Origin of the sequence: Pseudoxanthomonas sp. JBR18 (genome assembly GCF_028198165.1) — a bacterium.
Classification (GTDB): domain Bacteria; phylum Pseudomonadota; class Gammaproteobacteria; order Xanthomonadales; family Xanthomonadaceae; genus Pseudoxanthomonas_A.
The window spans coordinates 3,350,960-3,364,846 of record NZ_CP116339.1 but is presented as its reverse complement, the minus strand read 5'-3'; the positions used below and the strand labels follow the sequence as shown (position 1 = coordinate 3,364,846).

The window sequence follows — 13,887 nt, the reverse complement described above, 5'->3', positions numbered from 1 at the left end:
TCGCGTTTTACAGCGCAGGCCCGAACGAAGGCGGCAGGGCCTGCGTGCCCCAGTGTTGGTTGGGGGCTTTGCCCAGGTCGAACTCCAGCGTGCCACCACGCTTGACGAAGTCCGCCGGCAGCCAGGCCTGATCGCTGGCCTTGCCGTCCACCTGCAGGGACTGCACGTACGGCACATCGGGCGCGGCATTGCGCGCGCGGATCTCGATGCGCGCGCCGGGGCGCTCGATCACCACCTGCGGAAACAGCGGACTGCCGACCGCCAGCTCGGCTCGCCCCGGATACACCGGATACAGGCCAAGCGCCGACCAGACGTACCAGGAGGACATCTGGCCCAGGTCGTCGTTGCCGGAGATGCCCTGCGGCGTGTTGGTCCAGATCTGGCGCATCGCCGCGCGCACGGTGTCCTGCGTCTTCCACGGCTGGCCGACGAAGTTGTACAGCCACGGCGCGGCGATCGAGGGTTCGTTGTCCAGTTCGGCATGCAGCGGTCCGGACTTTGTCACCGCCCAGCCGCCGTCAGGCGTGCGGAAGAACGCATCCAGCCGTTGCGCGGCGACCTGCGCACCACCGAGCTTCTCGATCAATCCAGCTGGATCGAACGGCACCATCCACAGGTACTGGGCGCCGCTGCCTTCGACGAAGCCCTCGTCGGAGGCCGGATCGAATGCGGGCCAGCTGCCATCGGCGTTGCGCGGCTGGATATAGCCGCCGTCCGGGGTCGCCTGCGGATTGAACAGATTGCGCCACCAGCCCGAGCGTTCGCGGAACAGCTTCGCGCCCGCCTTGTCACCGGCCGCCAGCGCCAGCTCGGACAGGCCGAAATCGGCGGCGACCAACTCCAGCGTGTCCGAGGCAGTGCCCCAGCCCGGCGCGTCGACCGGCATGTAATGCAGCTTGAGCCAGGCATCCAGGCCAGGGCGCTGGCCCACGCACAGGATCGGGCACCCCCTGCGGCTCAGATCCTTCTCGGTTGGCACCGTGGCGGCCCGCTTGAGCGAGGCGTAGGCGCGTTCGAGGTCGAACCCGCGCCCGCCGAACGCGTGGATCGCCGCCAGCGACGGCGGCGAGGGATCGCCGTTCATGACGCCGGTCGCGCCGGTCAGATGCGTCCAGCGGTCCCAGACCCCGCCATTCTGCTCGGCCTGATTAAGCAGCGACTGGGCGATGTCCGATCCACGCTGCGGGTCCAGCAGCGTCACCAACTGCAGCTGCGAGCGATAGACATCCCAGCCGGAGAAGTTGGCGTACTGCGCCCGCTGATGACGCGCAAGGCGATGCGCCTTGCCGTCGAAGCCCAGGTAGCGCCCGTCGACATCGCTATAGAGGTTGGGCTCAAGCAGCGCATGGTAGAGCGCGGTGTAGAAGACCGTGCGCTCGTCCCCGGCGCCACCGGTGATGCGCACCTGGCCCAGGATGTCGTTCCACGCGCGGCGCGCAGCCGCCTGGGTGGCTTCCAGCGAGGTGCCGGCCGGGCTCTCCTTGTCCAGGTTGGCCCGCGCCCCGGCCGGGTCCACGTAGGACACGCCGATGCGGACATTGACCGTCGCCCCCTCCTTGAACTGGATCCATCCACCCGCGCCGCGCCCCGCCGGCGGATGGCCACGCGTGCCATAGGTGGTGCCGCCGCCCCCGTCCACGGCGCCCTTGCTGAGCGTTTCATCGCGCCAGGTGCCCCCCACCTCGAAGGGCTCGTCGAAGCGCGCGACAAAATGCAGCGTGTAATAGCTTTCGCGGCGATCCTCGGCCAGGTAGCCGCAGAAATTGCCGCTGGTCACCGAGCCGCTGACCGTCCGGGTGGCCGGATCGATGTGGATGGACGAGGCCGTGCTGCCGACCTCGCTGTCAGAGGTCCGGATGAGCAGATTGGCCGGGCGCCCTTCCGGATAGGCGAAGCGGCCCACCGCCGTGCGTGCGCTCGCGCCCAGTGCCACGTCCACGCCGTTGCCCAGCTTGGCTGCATAGGCGCCCGGGCTGGCGTGCTCGTCGGTATGGTCCAGCAGGGCCGAATATTGAACACCGGCCTGCGGCGAGGACGGCGAAACCTCGACCGCGGTGGTAATCGGCATCATCGGGATGTCGCCACTGGCGCCGGCACACCCGGTGCCCGAGACGTGGGTCAGGCTGAAGCCGCGCACGCCGTTGGCGCGCCATTCGTAACCACCCGGTGCGGCGAAGGGAAAGCGCTTGCCCGGCAGTGGCGTCTGCTCCGGACTGAAGGCGACCATGCCGAACGGAAGGGTCGCGCCCGGATACACATTGCCGCCGTTGGTCGTGCCGATGAAGACATTGACCTCGGCGGCGAGGTCGACCGTTTCGCGCTCTGTCGGAGCCTCGGCCTGGGCCGATGGCATCAGCAGCGCCACACTGGCAGCCAGCAGCAGGGGACGGTACATGCGCATTCTCCCGGTTCTGCGCGCGCCAGTGCGTGGCGCGGTTCGTCGTGAGTATGCTGATTTAAATCGTTTAAATGAAGACCGCCCCGTGGTTGCGACATCTGCCGGCCAGGGGAATCCGCATTGATCCCAACCTGCCTCCCCGCACGCCGATGCGCGATGGGTCTGGCCTGGTATGAACGGGTCGTCGAACGCGCAAAGCCTGCGCGACGCCTTCAACCACCCGGTGCAGTCAGCGGGATGCCGACGGGCGCAGGCCGGTCGAATACCGGATCGCCCGAAGCCGACCAGGACACCGGCTGCAGGTGCGGGGCACGCGCCTTGGTACAGCGCATGTCCGCGGCGGGATTGGCGTGGTAGACGATCCAAGTCTGACCCTCCGCGCTGCGGAAGAAGCCGTTGTGCCCGGGCGCGAACACGCCGCGCGCCGGGTCGGTGGCCAGCACCGGCCCAGGCTGCTTGATCCAGCTTGCGGCATCGAGCGGATCGCTTCCGGCCGCGGCCTTCAGCAATCCCAGCGCATAGCCGTCGGACCAGCAGGCACTGCCGGAATAGGTCAGGAAAAGATCCCCCTTCGGCCCCAGCACGAACTCCGGTCCTTCCAGGATCTGGCGCCCGCCCTGTCGCTCCCAGGCCTGATCCGGGCGCGCGATGACGGTCTCCGGCCCGGTCAGCGTCCACGGATTGGACATGCGCACGATGGCCAGCACGCTGTCCGGCCCGACGTAGGGCGAGTACACGAAGTAGCGCTTGCCATCCACCGCGAAGGTCGTGCCATCGATGCCAGTGTGCGCGGTCTTGAGCTGGCCGCGATCGATCCAGGTTCCCTGGGTGGGATCTGCGCTGGTGTTTTCCAGCACGAAGATGCCCCGATGCGCATCATCGTCGTGGGCGCTGTCGGCCGCCGTGTAGTAGATGAACCAGCGTCCGTCGATACGGTGCAGTTCCGGCGCCCAGATCGACTGGCCGTTCGGCCCCTGCTTGGGCGGGGTCCAGACGGTGACCGGGGCTGCCTTGGCCAACTGCGACAGGTCGGCGGCCTTGCGGATGGCCAGGTGGTCGCCGCGCGTGCTCATGAAGTAGTACATCCCGCCCTCGCGCGCGATCCACGGATCGGGCCCGGACGGCAGCAGCGGATTGGTATAGGTCGGCGTCCTGGCCATGCCGGTGGGCACGGTCAACAACAAGCCAAGTAGCAGGGCGATCGAAGCAGGACGCGGCATGTGGACTCCTGGCTGGGGCGAGGCCGCAAGCGATGCGGCCACCGTGACAGCGCCGACTAAACCATATAATCAGACAATTAAGAAGGCGCACCGCAACATGGTCGTGTGCCAGACCTGCCAGACGCATTGCACCTCAATGAAAAAGGCGGCGCCTCGCGGCGCCGCCTTGCCAAGGGGCCAGACAGCGTCGCCTTATCGCGCGCCGCCCTGCTTGGCCCCGGCCTCCTTCACGTAGGTGTCGAACCAGTGCAGCATCTCGTAGACGAGCTGCTCGTTGGACTCCAGCGCGGTGTACCAGTGCGGTTCGTGCGGCAGCATCACTAGCCGGGTGACGCCCCCATTGCCGCGGATCGCCTGGTAGAGCTTGACCGACTGGATCGGTTCGGTTCCCGGGTTGGCGTCGTCCTCGCCGTGCACCAGCAGCAGCGGCGCCTGCATCTTGTCGGCGTAGAAGAACGGCGAGGCCTTGAGATAGACGTCCTGTGCCTCCCACACCGAACGCCGCTCGTTCTGGAAGCCGAAGGGAGTGAAGGTCTTGTTGTATGAGCCGCTGGTGGCCACGCCGGCCTTGAACAGGTCGGTGTGCGCGACCAGGTTGGCGGTCATCAGCGCGCCATGACTATGCCCGGTGACGCCGATCCGGTCACGGTCCACCACACCCAGCGCGACCGCCTTGTCCACGGCCGCTTGCGCATCGGCGGTCAGCTGCTGGATGTAGGTGTCGTAGGCGCTGCGCGGGTCGCCGACGATCGGGAAGGAGGCGTTGTCGATCAGCGCGTAGCCGGCCAGCAGCAGCAACCGATAGTTGCTCAACCGAGTGAAGGTCTGCTGCGAGCCGGACACCTGGCCGGCCTGCTCGCTGCTGGCGAAGTCCTCCGGATAGGCGTACAGAATTGCCGGCACGCGCTGGCCTTCCTTGTAGCCCGGCGGGGTGTAGAGGGTGAACGACAGGTCCAACCCGTCGGCGCGCTTGTAGGTCACCAGGCGCTTCTTGATCTGCCGCACCTCCGGCGTCGGATCCTCAAGGCGGGTCAACGCGGTGCCCGGCGTGGCATAGGCCGCCTCGCCTTCGGCCGCATCGGCCACCGGCGTTCCCAGGGTGTGGACGAAGGCATTGGGCGGATCCATCACCGACTGGTGCCAGGTCAGGAAGCGATCCGGCGTCGCGGCGAAGGCCAGGAACTGATCGTATTCGTCCACGCCACTGCGGAACAGGCGCTCGGTCTTCAGCGTGCCCAGATCCAGCCGGTCCAGGAACGGCCGATCGCCCTTGGGCGAAGCCCCTTGCCCGCGCAGGAAGACCGTGTCGCCTTCCAGGCGCACCGCCCAGGCACCGTTAGGCAGCACCTGGTAAACAAAATTGCCCGGGTTCTTGTACAGCTCGTCGTAGGACATGTCCCACAGCACGCGCCCCGGCGCGCCGGGCTGGTCCACATCGACGATGCGGGTGGTCTGCCAGTGACGGTTTTCGTCGACCTCCAGCAGGAAGGCGGTCTCGCGGCGCGGCGTCCAGGCAAAGCCTTCGAAGCGCTGCTCGGTGCGGGTGATCTCCTTCGGGGTGCCTGTGAAGGGCGCGGCGAGCGTCATCACCTTGTCGCGTGCCGGCACCTTGACCTTCCAGTCGCCCTTGTCCAGCGCCTCGGACCACACCAGGGTGGCCGGCTCGGTCGCGCGCCAGTCGAAGTTGATCGGACCTTCGGGCACGCCGTGCACCGGCACGCGATCGGCCAACGGCAGGCGGGCCACGGTCACCGAGGTGCCGCTGCCCACGTCCAGCACCGCCACGTCGTGGGCGAAACGCTGGTAGGTCACCGCGTGCGAATACGGCGGCTTGATCGCCTCGGTCAGCACGTGCACGCCATCAGGCGCGGCGACGACGTCGTTGTAGATCGCCGGCTGGCCGACGTCGCGCATGCGGCCATCGCCGGTATCGACCACGGCCAGCTGCGAGGTGCCGTAGTAGACGAAGCGGGCCTCGTCCAGCGGGCTCTTGAGCGTGTCGCGCGCCTCGTAGGTGCTGCTTTCGCCCTGCCCGCCCAACGACTGCTGGATGTCCGGCCCGATCTGTTCGGGCGTCTCGGCCGGCGGCGCGCCCTGCCCGGCGGGCACGCGCTTGACCAGCAGGCTGCGGCTGCCGTCGAGCCACTGCACCGCATCGTCGAAGATCGGGTTGAGGGCCACGCCAGGCACCGGGTGTACCTGGCCGGTCGCCGTCTCGCCCAGCCACAGCTCCACCGAGGTCGGGGTCACGTTCTGGAAGGCGAAGCGACGCCCATCGGGCGACCACGAGGCACTGCCCGGGCAGGCGCCGTTCGGCAATGGCACCTTGGTCTGCTTGCCGCTGGCGATGTCCACCAGGGTGAAATCGGCCACGCAGGCGGGGATGCCGTAGCCGGCGGGCGTGTCATGCCGACTCCGGTTGGCAGGCTCCAGGCGCACGCCGGCCAGCTTGTAGAACGGGCGCGCCACCCGCTCGATCGAAGGATAGGTCTGCGCCGTGGTGAGCATCAGGGTCCGACCGGTGGGATCGACACTGGGCCTGGGCGGCGGCGGCGCCTTGAGCACCTTGAGCAGCGGCTCGGGCGGAACGTCGTAGCCGGCCCAGGCCGGCGCGCATACCAGCAGCGACAGGGTGGTCACGGCAGCCGCCGTGACGTGGAGGTTGCGGCGAAGCAGCATGAGCATCCCTAGAAAAGTGGCATGGTTCACATCGCGCATGCGAAGCGGTGCGCTTCGCATGCCGTGTTCAAATCTAGCATCGCTGCTGAGCCGACAAGCGGCGCGGAATCGGACCGCGGCGATGATCCATGCCAGGTGCGCGGCGCCCGTCCGCCTGCTAGGCTCGGCTCCAGACCAGCGCAGCCAAGTGCACTGGTCGCGCTTACTTGCTCCAGCACGCTTGAGTAGACCGGGACCCCCGACCGGCCGCCGATGAGCGCGGATGCCTCTCCGCCGTGACAGGCAGGTCCCTGACGTTTTTTGCAGTTGCCCCCGTAACCGCACAATACGCAAGGAGCCTGGCCATGAGCCAAGAACGTCGCATCGACGCACTGACCGGCATTCGCGGCGTCGCCGCGCTGCTGGTGGTGTACTCGCACCTGGTGGAGAAATACTTCTTCAGCGTCAGCCCGCTTTTACCGGGCGAAGTCGGCGTCATGGTGTTCTTTACCCTGAGCGGGTTTTTGATGGCCTTCCTCTATGGCGAGAAGGACTTCAACTACCCGGCCGTCGCCCGCTACGCCATCGCCCGGTTCGCGCGCATCGCCCCGGCCTACCTGTTCGTGGTCGTGGCCGCGTACCTGATCTACAACCTTGTGGACGGGCACTTCGTCTACGCCATTACCCACCAGAACCTCCTGCGCCACCTCGCGTTCTCGGGCAACGTCTCGGCGCTGTGGAGCATTCCACCGGAAGTGCAGTTCTACGTGGTCTTCGTCGCCCTGTGGTTCTCGCTGTGGGCGTTTCGTCGTCAGGGCAACGCGGCGTTCCTGGTCGCCATGCTGACTTTGGTCTTCCTGATGATGAGCTATCGCGGTTCGCTGCCGGGCACCTTCGTCGGTTCCAAGCTGCACTACTTCTTTACCGGCACCGTGTTCGGCCTGGTTCGCGCGCGCACCCGGGATAGCAGCGGTGTGGCGATGATCGGGACGATGCAGGTCGTCCTGCTGATCTTGCTCGCGCTGGTAGGCCTGGGCGTGGCGGACCCGCACTTCGGCTCCAAGCGGGCGTTCTACGAAAGCCTGGAGACAGCGCTGTTTGCCGGCATCGCGGTGTTCGTCTTTTCCTTCGATACTCGTCTGGCCAAGGCGCTGCTCGGCAACCGCGCGATCAAGCTGTGCGGGGACTGCAGCTTTTCGATGTACCTGATCAACATCCCGGTGATCTATTTCGCAGTGAAGTGGGCCCATGGTCGTGCCGCGACGCCCGCCATGGCGGTTGGCGTGACGGCCATCATCCTGCTGCTGGCCTGGGCGATGTATCGGACCATCGAGATGCCGGGCAGCAAGCTGCTGCGTCGGATCGGGCAGCGGATCCTGCTTCCGAACCGGGCCCGCCAGCAGGGCACCGGGCCGGCCGACATTTCCCAGGCGACCGTGCCATCGGCCTTCGATCTCGGCCATCCCGATGAGCACAAAAGCGCGGCCAGCTGACGTCGGCAAAGCACCGCGCGACCATCGCCATCGACACGCAGGGCACCAAGGGCGCCCTGCCCGCGCGTTGGCTGCACCGCAACGTGACCGAGTGAGGCGGGCGTGCTGATATTCGCGCACCCCGCACCAGGAGAGGCCACCATGGCCCAGGTCAGCACGGCTTTCGAACAGGCGACACAGGACATCCAGACCCTGTCCGAGCGTCCGGACAACGACACCCTGCTCCGGCTCTACGCGCTGTATAAGCAGGGTCTCGAAGGCGACGTGCATGGCAATAAGCCCGGCTTCTTCGATTTCGTCGGCACGGCCAAGTACGAGGCGTGGGAACGCCTGCGCGGCATGCCCTCGACCACCGCTCAGAAGCGCTACGTGGACCTGGTCGAGCAACTGCTGCACTGAGCCACTAACGGGGCGGCGGTCGCTGTCATCCCGCCGAGCGCATCGGGTCATCCACCGAACTGCGTCGGCGTTGACGCCAGGATGATGCGTTGATGCCCGGCGCGCGAAGCGTCGGTGCAACAGCACCGGATCGGACGTGTCTCCAGGCCAGACCGAGACACGATGCCGCGCTTCCCTGCACGGCACCCGTGTACCACCGACTTCAGCGCGGCATTTCCATGGCCACTTCGCGCCGCTGACCCGCCTGGGTCACAGGCGCGGGCGGCAGGCTTTCGGCAGCGATGTAGTTGGGCCAGCCACCGGCCAGCGCCGCATACAGCTGCACCATGGCCTGGCCGCTGCGCACCTTGGCCTGCACGGCCGCATCCTCGGCATCCAGACGGCTACGCTCAGCGTCGAGCATGTCCAGCGTGTCGATGGCGCCGTTGTCCAGGCGCAGGCGGGCGAGATCGGCCGCCCGCGCGCCCGCCTGCGCGGCCTGGTCCAGGTGTGCGGCCTCCTTGCGGCTGCGATCCACGCGGACCAGGGCGTTCTCGGTGTCCTCCAGCGCACGCAGCACGGTCTGCTGGTAGCTGGCAAGATCCTCGGCGGTCTGTGCGTTGGCGGCGGCGATCCTTGCCCGTACCCGGCCTACGTTGAGGAACGAGCCGTCCATGCCCAACGACAGCACGCGGGTCTCGCTGTCACGCGCGAACAGCGCACTGCTGGCCATGGCCTGGGTCCCGAACAGCGCCCCGAGGGTAAAGCGCGGGAACAGATCAGCCGTGGCCACGCCGACCCGTGCGGTGGCACCGGCCACACGCCGCTCGGCGGCGGCCACATCCGGACGCCGACGCAGCAGGTCCGAGGGCGTGCCCGGCGCCGGCGCCGGTGGCAGCGCGGGCATCGGCCCGGCGACCATCAGATCGGCCGACATCGACTCCGGCGTGGCACCGACCAGGACCGCGATGCGGTTGGCCGCCACAGCCTCCGCCGCTTCCAGCGACGGGATGCGTGCCAGCGTGGTTTCCAGCTGGGTGCGCCCACGATCCACGTCGAAGGCATCGCCAACGCCGATCTGGGTGCGCGCCTCCAGCAGCTTGAGCGTGCGCTGCTGGGTGCTGGCGTTCTCTCGCGCGATCTCCAGCTGCGACTGGATGCCGCGCAACTGGAACCAGCCCTGCGCCACGCTGGAGGCGATCGCCACCTGCATCGCCGCCAGATCCGCGGCGGCGGCCTGTGCATCGGCGTGCCCTGCCTCGCTGGCGCGACGCAGGCGGCCAAAGAAATCCAGCTCCCACACCGCGCCCAGGCTGCCGTCATAGCCGTGGTTGTCGCGTTCATCGCGGCTGTAGCCCGGCAGTTGGTCGGCACTGCTGCGGACATGCTGTGCATCGGCCGTGGCGGTGAAGGTCGGAAGCCGCGCGTACTGCGCATCACGCAGGAGCGCGTTGGCCGCGTCATAGCGCGACAGCGCGATGCGCACGTCGTGGTTTTCCAGCAGCGCGCGCTCGACCAGGGCCGAGAGCTGCGGATCGTTGAAGCTACGCCAGAACTCGGCGTCGGCCGTGGTGTTCACCGGCCCAGCGCTGGCGGCGTCGATCGGTGCCTGTACGAAGGCCGCGGCGTGCGGCGCATCGGGACGGACATAGTCCGGTCCCACCGTGCAGGCGGCCAGCAGCGCCGAGGCGACGCCGATCCCCAGGATGCTCTTCACCATGGCAGCACCTGTCCCAGATAGGAAAAGCTTCCGGTCGGCCCATCGGCGTCGATCAGCGCCATCTGCACGCTGGTCTTGGCGCCTTCGTCCACTTCGATCTCGCCGCGCTGCTCGCCATCGCTGTTGTTCATGTCGGTTTTGACGTAGCCGGGGTGGATGGTGTTGACCTTCACCGGGGTATCGCGCAACTCGTAGGCCAGCTGCACGGTCCAGGCATTCACCGCGCTCTTGGAGACGTTGTAGGCCGGGATCTTGAAGTCGTAGATGAAGGAGCTGGGATCGGCATGCAGCGTGATCGAACCCAGCGCACTGGACACATTCACGATGCGTCCGGCCGGCGAGGCCTTGATCAGCGGCAGGAACGCCTGGGTCACCTCGATCACGGCAAACACGTTGGTGTCGAAGGTGGTGCGCCAGGTTTCCAGCGTCTGCTCGGACGGCTTCTTGGTGAGGTCATCAATGGCGATGCCGGCGTTGTTGACCAGGATGTCCAGGCGACCGTGGCGGTCCTGCACCTCCTTGACGGCGGCGGCGATGCTGGCGGTCTCGGTGACGTCCAGCTGGATGGCTTCCACCGGCAGACCGGCATCGGCCAGTTTCTTCGCCTCGGCCTGCGCGGTGGCGAGCTTGCGGCCGGCCAGCAGGGTGCGTACACCTGCCTGCGCAAGCTGGCGCACGGTCTCGGTGCCGATGCCGCGGGTGGCGCCGGTGACCAGGGCGATCTTCTGAGCATGGGTGTTCATGGAATATCTCCGTTGAGAAGATGGCTGGGCCCGGTATGTGCCCAGCAGGGGAAAAAACGTTCAGTGCGCGGTGCCATGGGTGTGGCCCAAGGCCGGCGCGGCGTCGTGGTGCACCAGCTGGCGACCCGAGAGCTTGCGCAGGGCCACGTAGAACACCGGGGTCAGGAACAGGCCGAACAGGGTCACACCCAGCATGCCGGCGAACACGGTGATGCCGGTGACCGAGCGCACCTCGGCGCCGGCGCCATGGCCCAGCACCAGCGGCACGGTGCCGGCGATGAAGGCGATGGAGGTCATCACGATCGGACGCAGACGCAGGCGGCAGGCTTCCAGCGCGGCCTCGACGATGCCCTTGCCGCCCAGTTCCAGCTCACGGGCGAACTCGACGATGAGGATCGCGTTCTTGCACGCCAGGCCCATCAGCACCACCAGGCCGACCTGGACGAACACGTTGTTGTCCCCGCCGGTGAGCCACACGCCCACCAGCGCGGAGAGCATCGTCATCGGCACGATCAGGATCACCGCCATGGGCAGCGTCCAGCTTTCGTACAGCGCGGCCAGCACCAGGAAGGCCAGCAGCACCGACATCGGGAACACGATCATCGCCGCATTGCCCTGGGTGGACTGCTGGTAGCTCAGATCGGTCCACTCGATGGTCATGCCATTGGGCAGCACCTTGTTCGCGATCCCGGCGACGGCCTGCATCGATTGGGTCGAGGACATCACGCGCGGATCGGCTTCACCGATCAGGTCGGCCGCCGGATAGCCGTTGTAGCGGATCACCGGGTCCGGGCCATAGGTCGTGGCCATGTGCACCATCGAACCGATCGGCACCATCTGGCCGGCCGCGTTGCGAGTCTTCAGGTTGGCGATGTCCTCGACACTGTCGCGGAACTGGCCGTCGGCCTGCGCAATGACCTGCCAGGTGCGGCCAAAGCGGTTGAAGTCATTGACGTAGGCCGAGCCCAGATAGGTCTGCATCGTGTCGAACAGGTTGGTCAGCGGCACGCCCTGGGCCTTGGCCTTGTCGCGGTCCACCTGGGCATCCAACTGCGGCACGTTGGCCTGATAGGTGCCGATCGGGAAGGACATGCCGGGCGTCTGCGAAACCGTGCCGGCCACCGCATTGACCGCCTGCTGCAGGGCGCCGTAGCCCAGGCCCGCGCGGTCCTGGATGTAGAGCGAGTAGCCCGAACCCTGGCCCAGGCCGAGGATCGGCGGCGGCATGATCGCGAAGCCGAAGCCCTCCTGCAGCTGAGAGATCTTGCCATTGAGCTCAGCGTTGATCTGCTCGGCGCTGCGATGCCGCTGACCGGCCGGCTTGAGGGTGATGAACACCGTGCCGGTGTTGGGCGTATTGGTGAACTGCAGCGCGTTGAGGCCGGGGAAGGCGATCGCGTGGTCCACCCCGTCGGTATGCAGGGCGATGTCGCTGACTTTGCGCAGCATGGCGTCGGTGCGCTCCAGCGAGGCGCCTTCAGGCATCTTCACGCCGCCGATCAGGTACAGCTTGTCCTGGGTCGGGATGAAGCCACCCGGCACCACCTTGAACATCAGGCCAGCGCCGACGAGCAGCAGCACGTATACCGCGAACACCGCGCCACGCTTGCCCAGCGCACGGGACACCGCGCCCTGGTACTTGTTGGAGCTGGTGTTGAAGAAGCGGTTGAACGGGCGGAACAGCCAGCCGAACAGACGGTCGATCAGGCGCGACGGGCCGTCCTTCGGCGCATCGTGCGCCTTGAGCAGCATCGCGGCCAGCGCCGGCGACAGGGTCAGCGAATTGATCGCCGAGATCACCGTGGAGATCGCGATGGTCACCGCGAACTGCTTGTAGAACTGGCCGGTCACGCCGGACAGGAAGGCCATCGGCACGAACACCGCGCACAGCACCAGGGCGATGGCGATGATCGGCCCGGACACCTCGCGCATGGCCTGGTGGGCCGCGGCCAGGGGCGTGAGGCCCTCCTCGATGTTGCGCTCGACGTTTTCCACCACCACGATCGCGTCGTCGACCACGATGCCGATGGCCAGCACCAGGCCGAACAGGCTCAGCGTGTTGATCGAGAAGCCCAGCAGGTACAGCGCCGCGAAGGTACCGACCACCGAGACCGGCACGGCCAGCAGCGGGATGATCGAGGCGCGCCAGGTCTGCAGGAACAGGATCACCACCAGCACCACCAGGATCACTGCCTCGATCAGGGTGTGGACCACCGCGGTAATGGAATCGCGCACGAACACGGTCGGATCGTACGGCGCGGCCCAGGTCATGCCTTCGGGGAAGCGCGTGGCCAGCTCGGCCATCTTGGCGCGCACCGCGTCGGACAGCTGCAGCGAGTTGGCACCCGGGGCCTGGAACACGCCCATGCCCACCGCGTCCTTGTTGTCCAGCTGCGAGCGCAGCGCATAGGTGCCCGCGCCCATCTCGATGCGGGCCACGTCACGCAGGCGCACGATCTCGCCGTCATCGCCGCTCTTGACGATGATGTTGCCGAACTCGGCCTCGCTCTGCAGGCGGCCCTGGGTGTTGATCGACAGCAGGAAGTCACTCTTGGACGGCATCGGCTCGGCACCAAGCTGGCCGGCGGAGACCTGAACGTTCTGCTCGCGAATGGCCGCGGTCACATCCGAGGCGGTCAGCCCACGCGCGGCGATCTTGTCCGGGTCCAGCCAGATGCGCATGGCGTAGTCGCCGGCACCGAAGATGTTGATCTGGCCCACGCCAGGCAGGCGCGCCAGCTCGTCCTTGATGTTCAGCACCGCGTAGTTGCGCAGATACATCGAGTCGTACTTGCCGTTGGGCGACTGCAGGTGCACGACCATGGTCAGCGTCGGCGACTGCTTCTGCGTGGTCACGCCCTGGCGGCGCACGTCCTCGGGCAGGCGCGCCTCGGCCTGGGCCACGCGGTTCTGCACTTGGACCTGGGCCTGGTCGGGGTCGGTCCCGGGGCGGAAGGTCACCGTGGTGACCAGCACGCCGTCGGAGCCTGCCACCGACTTCATGTACATCATGTTTTCGACGCCGTTGATCGCTTCCTCCAGAGGCGTTGCCACGGTCTCGGCGATCACCTTGGGGTTGGCGCCGGGATAGGTCGCGCGAACCTGCACGCTCGGCGGCACCACTTCGGGGTACTCGCTGATCGGCAGCAGCGGCAGCGCGATCAGGCCGGCGGCGAAGATCACGATGGACAGGACTGCGGCGAAGATCGGCCTGTCGATGAAGAACTTGGAAATGTTCATGGGGTGGTTTCCTGAATTGAGCGACGCCGTCCTCTCC

8 protein-coding genes are annotated in these 13,887 nt (G+C 67.2%); 2 read left to right on the top strand and 6 right to left on the bottom strand.

Annotated elements, in window-relative coordinates:
• Nucleotides 1-7: 7 nt before the first annotated feature.
• The 3 genes from PJ250_RS15200 to PJ250_RS15190 all read right to left on the bottom strand — a co-directional run bounded on the left by PJ250_RS15200 (nt 8) and on the right by PJ250_RS15190 (nt 6,297).
• Nucleotides 8-2,395 (bottom strand): GH92 family glycosyl hydrolase, encoded by a 2,388-nt coding sequence (locus tag PJ250_RS15200; protein ID WP_271645401.1) that lies wholly within the window; start codon nt 2,393-2,395, stop codon nt 8-10.
• 215 nt (nt 2,396-2,610) lie between these two features.
• Nucleotides 2,611-3,618 carry a glycoside hydrolase family 43 protein gene (locus tag PJ250_RS15195; RefSeq protein WP_271645400.1) on the bottom strand — a complete coding sequence of 336 codons (1,008 nt, stop codon included), beginning with the start codon at nt 3,616-3,618 and terminating at the stop codon, nt 2,611-2,613.
• Nucleotides 3,619-3,810: 192 nt separating this feature from the next.
• Entirely contained in the window at nt 3,811-6,297 is a 2,487-nt protein-coding gene (locus PJ250_RS15190; protein WP_271645399.1) for an alpha/beta hydrolase family protein, read from the bottom strand.
• A gap of 344 nt (nt 6,298-6,641) precedes the next feature.
• On the opposite strand from PJ250_RS15190, the gene PJ250_RS15185 reads away from it, so the two are divergent.
• Nucleotides 6,642-7,769, top strand: a complete 1,128-nt coding sequence (locus PJ250_RS15185) for an acyltransferase family protein (RefSeq protein ID WP_271645398.1) — start codon at nt 6,642-6,644, stop codon at nt 7,767-7,769.
• Nucleotides 7,770-7,910: 141 nt separating this feature from the next.
• Entirely contained in the window at nt 7,911-8,168 is a 258-nt protein-coding gene (locus tag PJ250_RS15180) for an acyl-CoA-binding protein (protein WP_271645397.1), read from the top strand.
• A gap of 202 nt (nt 8,169-8,370) precedes the next feature.
• On the opposite strand, the gene PJ250_RS15175 is transcribed toward PJ250_RS15180, so the two are convergent.
• The 3 genes from PJ250_RS15175 to PJ250_RS15165 are packed head-to-tail and all read right to left on the bottom strand — an operon-like array spanning nt 8,371 to nt 13,850.
• On the bottom strand, nt 8,371-9,867 hold the full coding sequence (locus PJ250_RS15175) for an efflux transporter outer membrane subunit (protein ID WP_271645396.1): 1,497 nt from the start codon (nt 9,865-9,867) through the stop codon (nt 8,371-8,373).
• A complete protein-coding gene (locus tag PJ250_RS15170; protein ID WP_271645395.1) occupies nt 9,861-10,610 on the bottom strand; it encodes an SDR family oxidoreductase in 750 nt (249 codons plus the stop codon). The genes PJ250_RS15175 and PJ250_RS15170 overlap by 7 nt, the downstream gene beginning before the upstream one ends.
• A gap of 60 nt (nt 10,611-10,670) precedes the next feature.
• Nucleotides 10,671-13,850, bottom strand: coding sequence for an efflux RND transporter permease subunit (locus PJ250_RS15165; protein ID WP_271645394.1), 3,180 nt, complete (start codon nt 13,848-13,850; stop codon nt 10,671-10,673).
• Nucleotides 13,851-13,887: the final 37 nt, after the last annotated feature.

Bases quoted from the DNA above. Each gene is read 5' to 3' on its own strand.
- PJ250_RS15170 (WP_271645395.1), bottom strand. From the start codon at position 10,610: ATGAACACCCATGCTCAGAAGATCGCCCTGGTCACCGGCGCCACCCGC.
- PJ250_RS15200 (WP_271645401.1), bottom strand. From the start codon at position 2,395: ATGTACCGTCCCCTGCTGCTGGCTGCCAGTGTGGCGCTGCTGATGCCA.
- PJ250_RS15190 (WP_271645399.1), bottom strand. From the start codon at position 6,297: ATGCTGCTTCGCCGCAACCTCCACGTCACGGCGGCTGCCGTGACCACC.
- PJ250_RS15195 (WP_271645400.1), bottom strand. From the start codon at position 3,618: ATGCCGCGTCCTGCTTCGATCGCCCTGCTACTTGGCTTGTTGTTGACC.
- PJ250_RS15175 (WP_271645396.1), bottom strand. From the start codon at position 9,867: ATGGTGAAGAGCATCCTGGGGATCGGCGTCGCCTCGGCGCTGCTGGCC.
- PJ250_RS15165 (WP_271645394.1), bottom strand. From the start codon at position 13,850: ATGAACATTTCCAAGTTCTTCATCGACAGGCCGATCTTCGCCGCAGTC.
- PJ250_RS15185 (WP_271645398.1), top strand. From the start codon at position 6,642: ATGAGCCAAGAACGTCGCATCGACGCACTGACCGGCATTCGCGGCGTC.
- PJ250_RS15180 (WP_271645397.1), top strand. From the start codon at position 7,911: ATGGCCCAGGTCAGCACGGCTTTCGAACAGGCGACACAGGACATCCAG.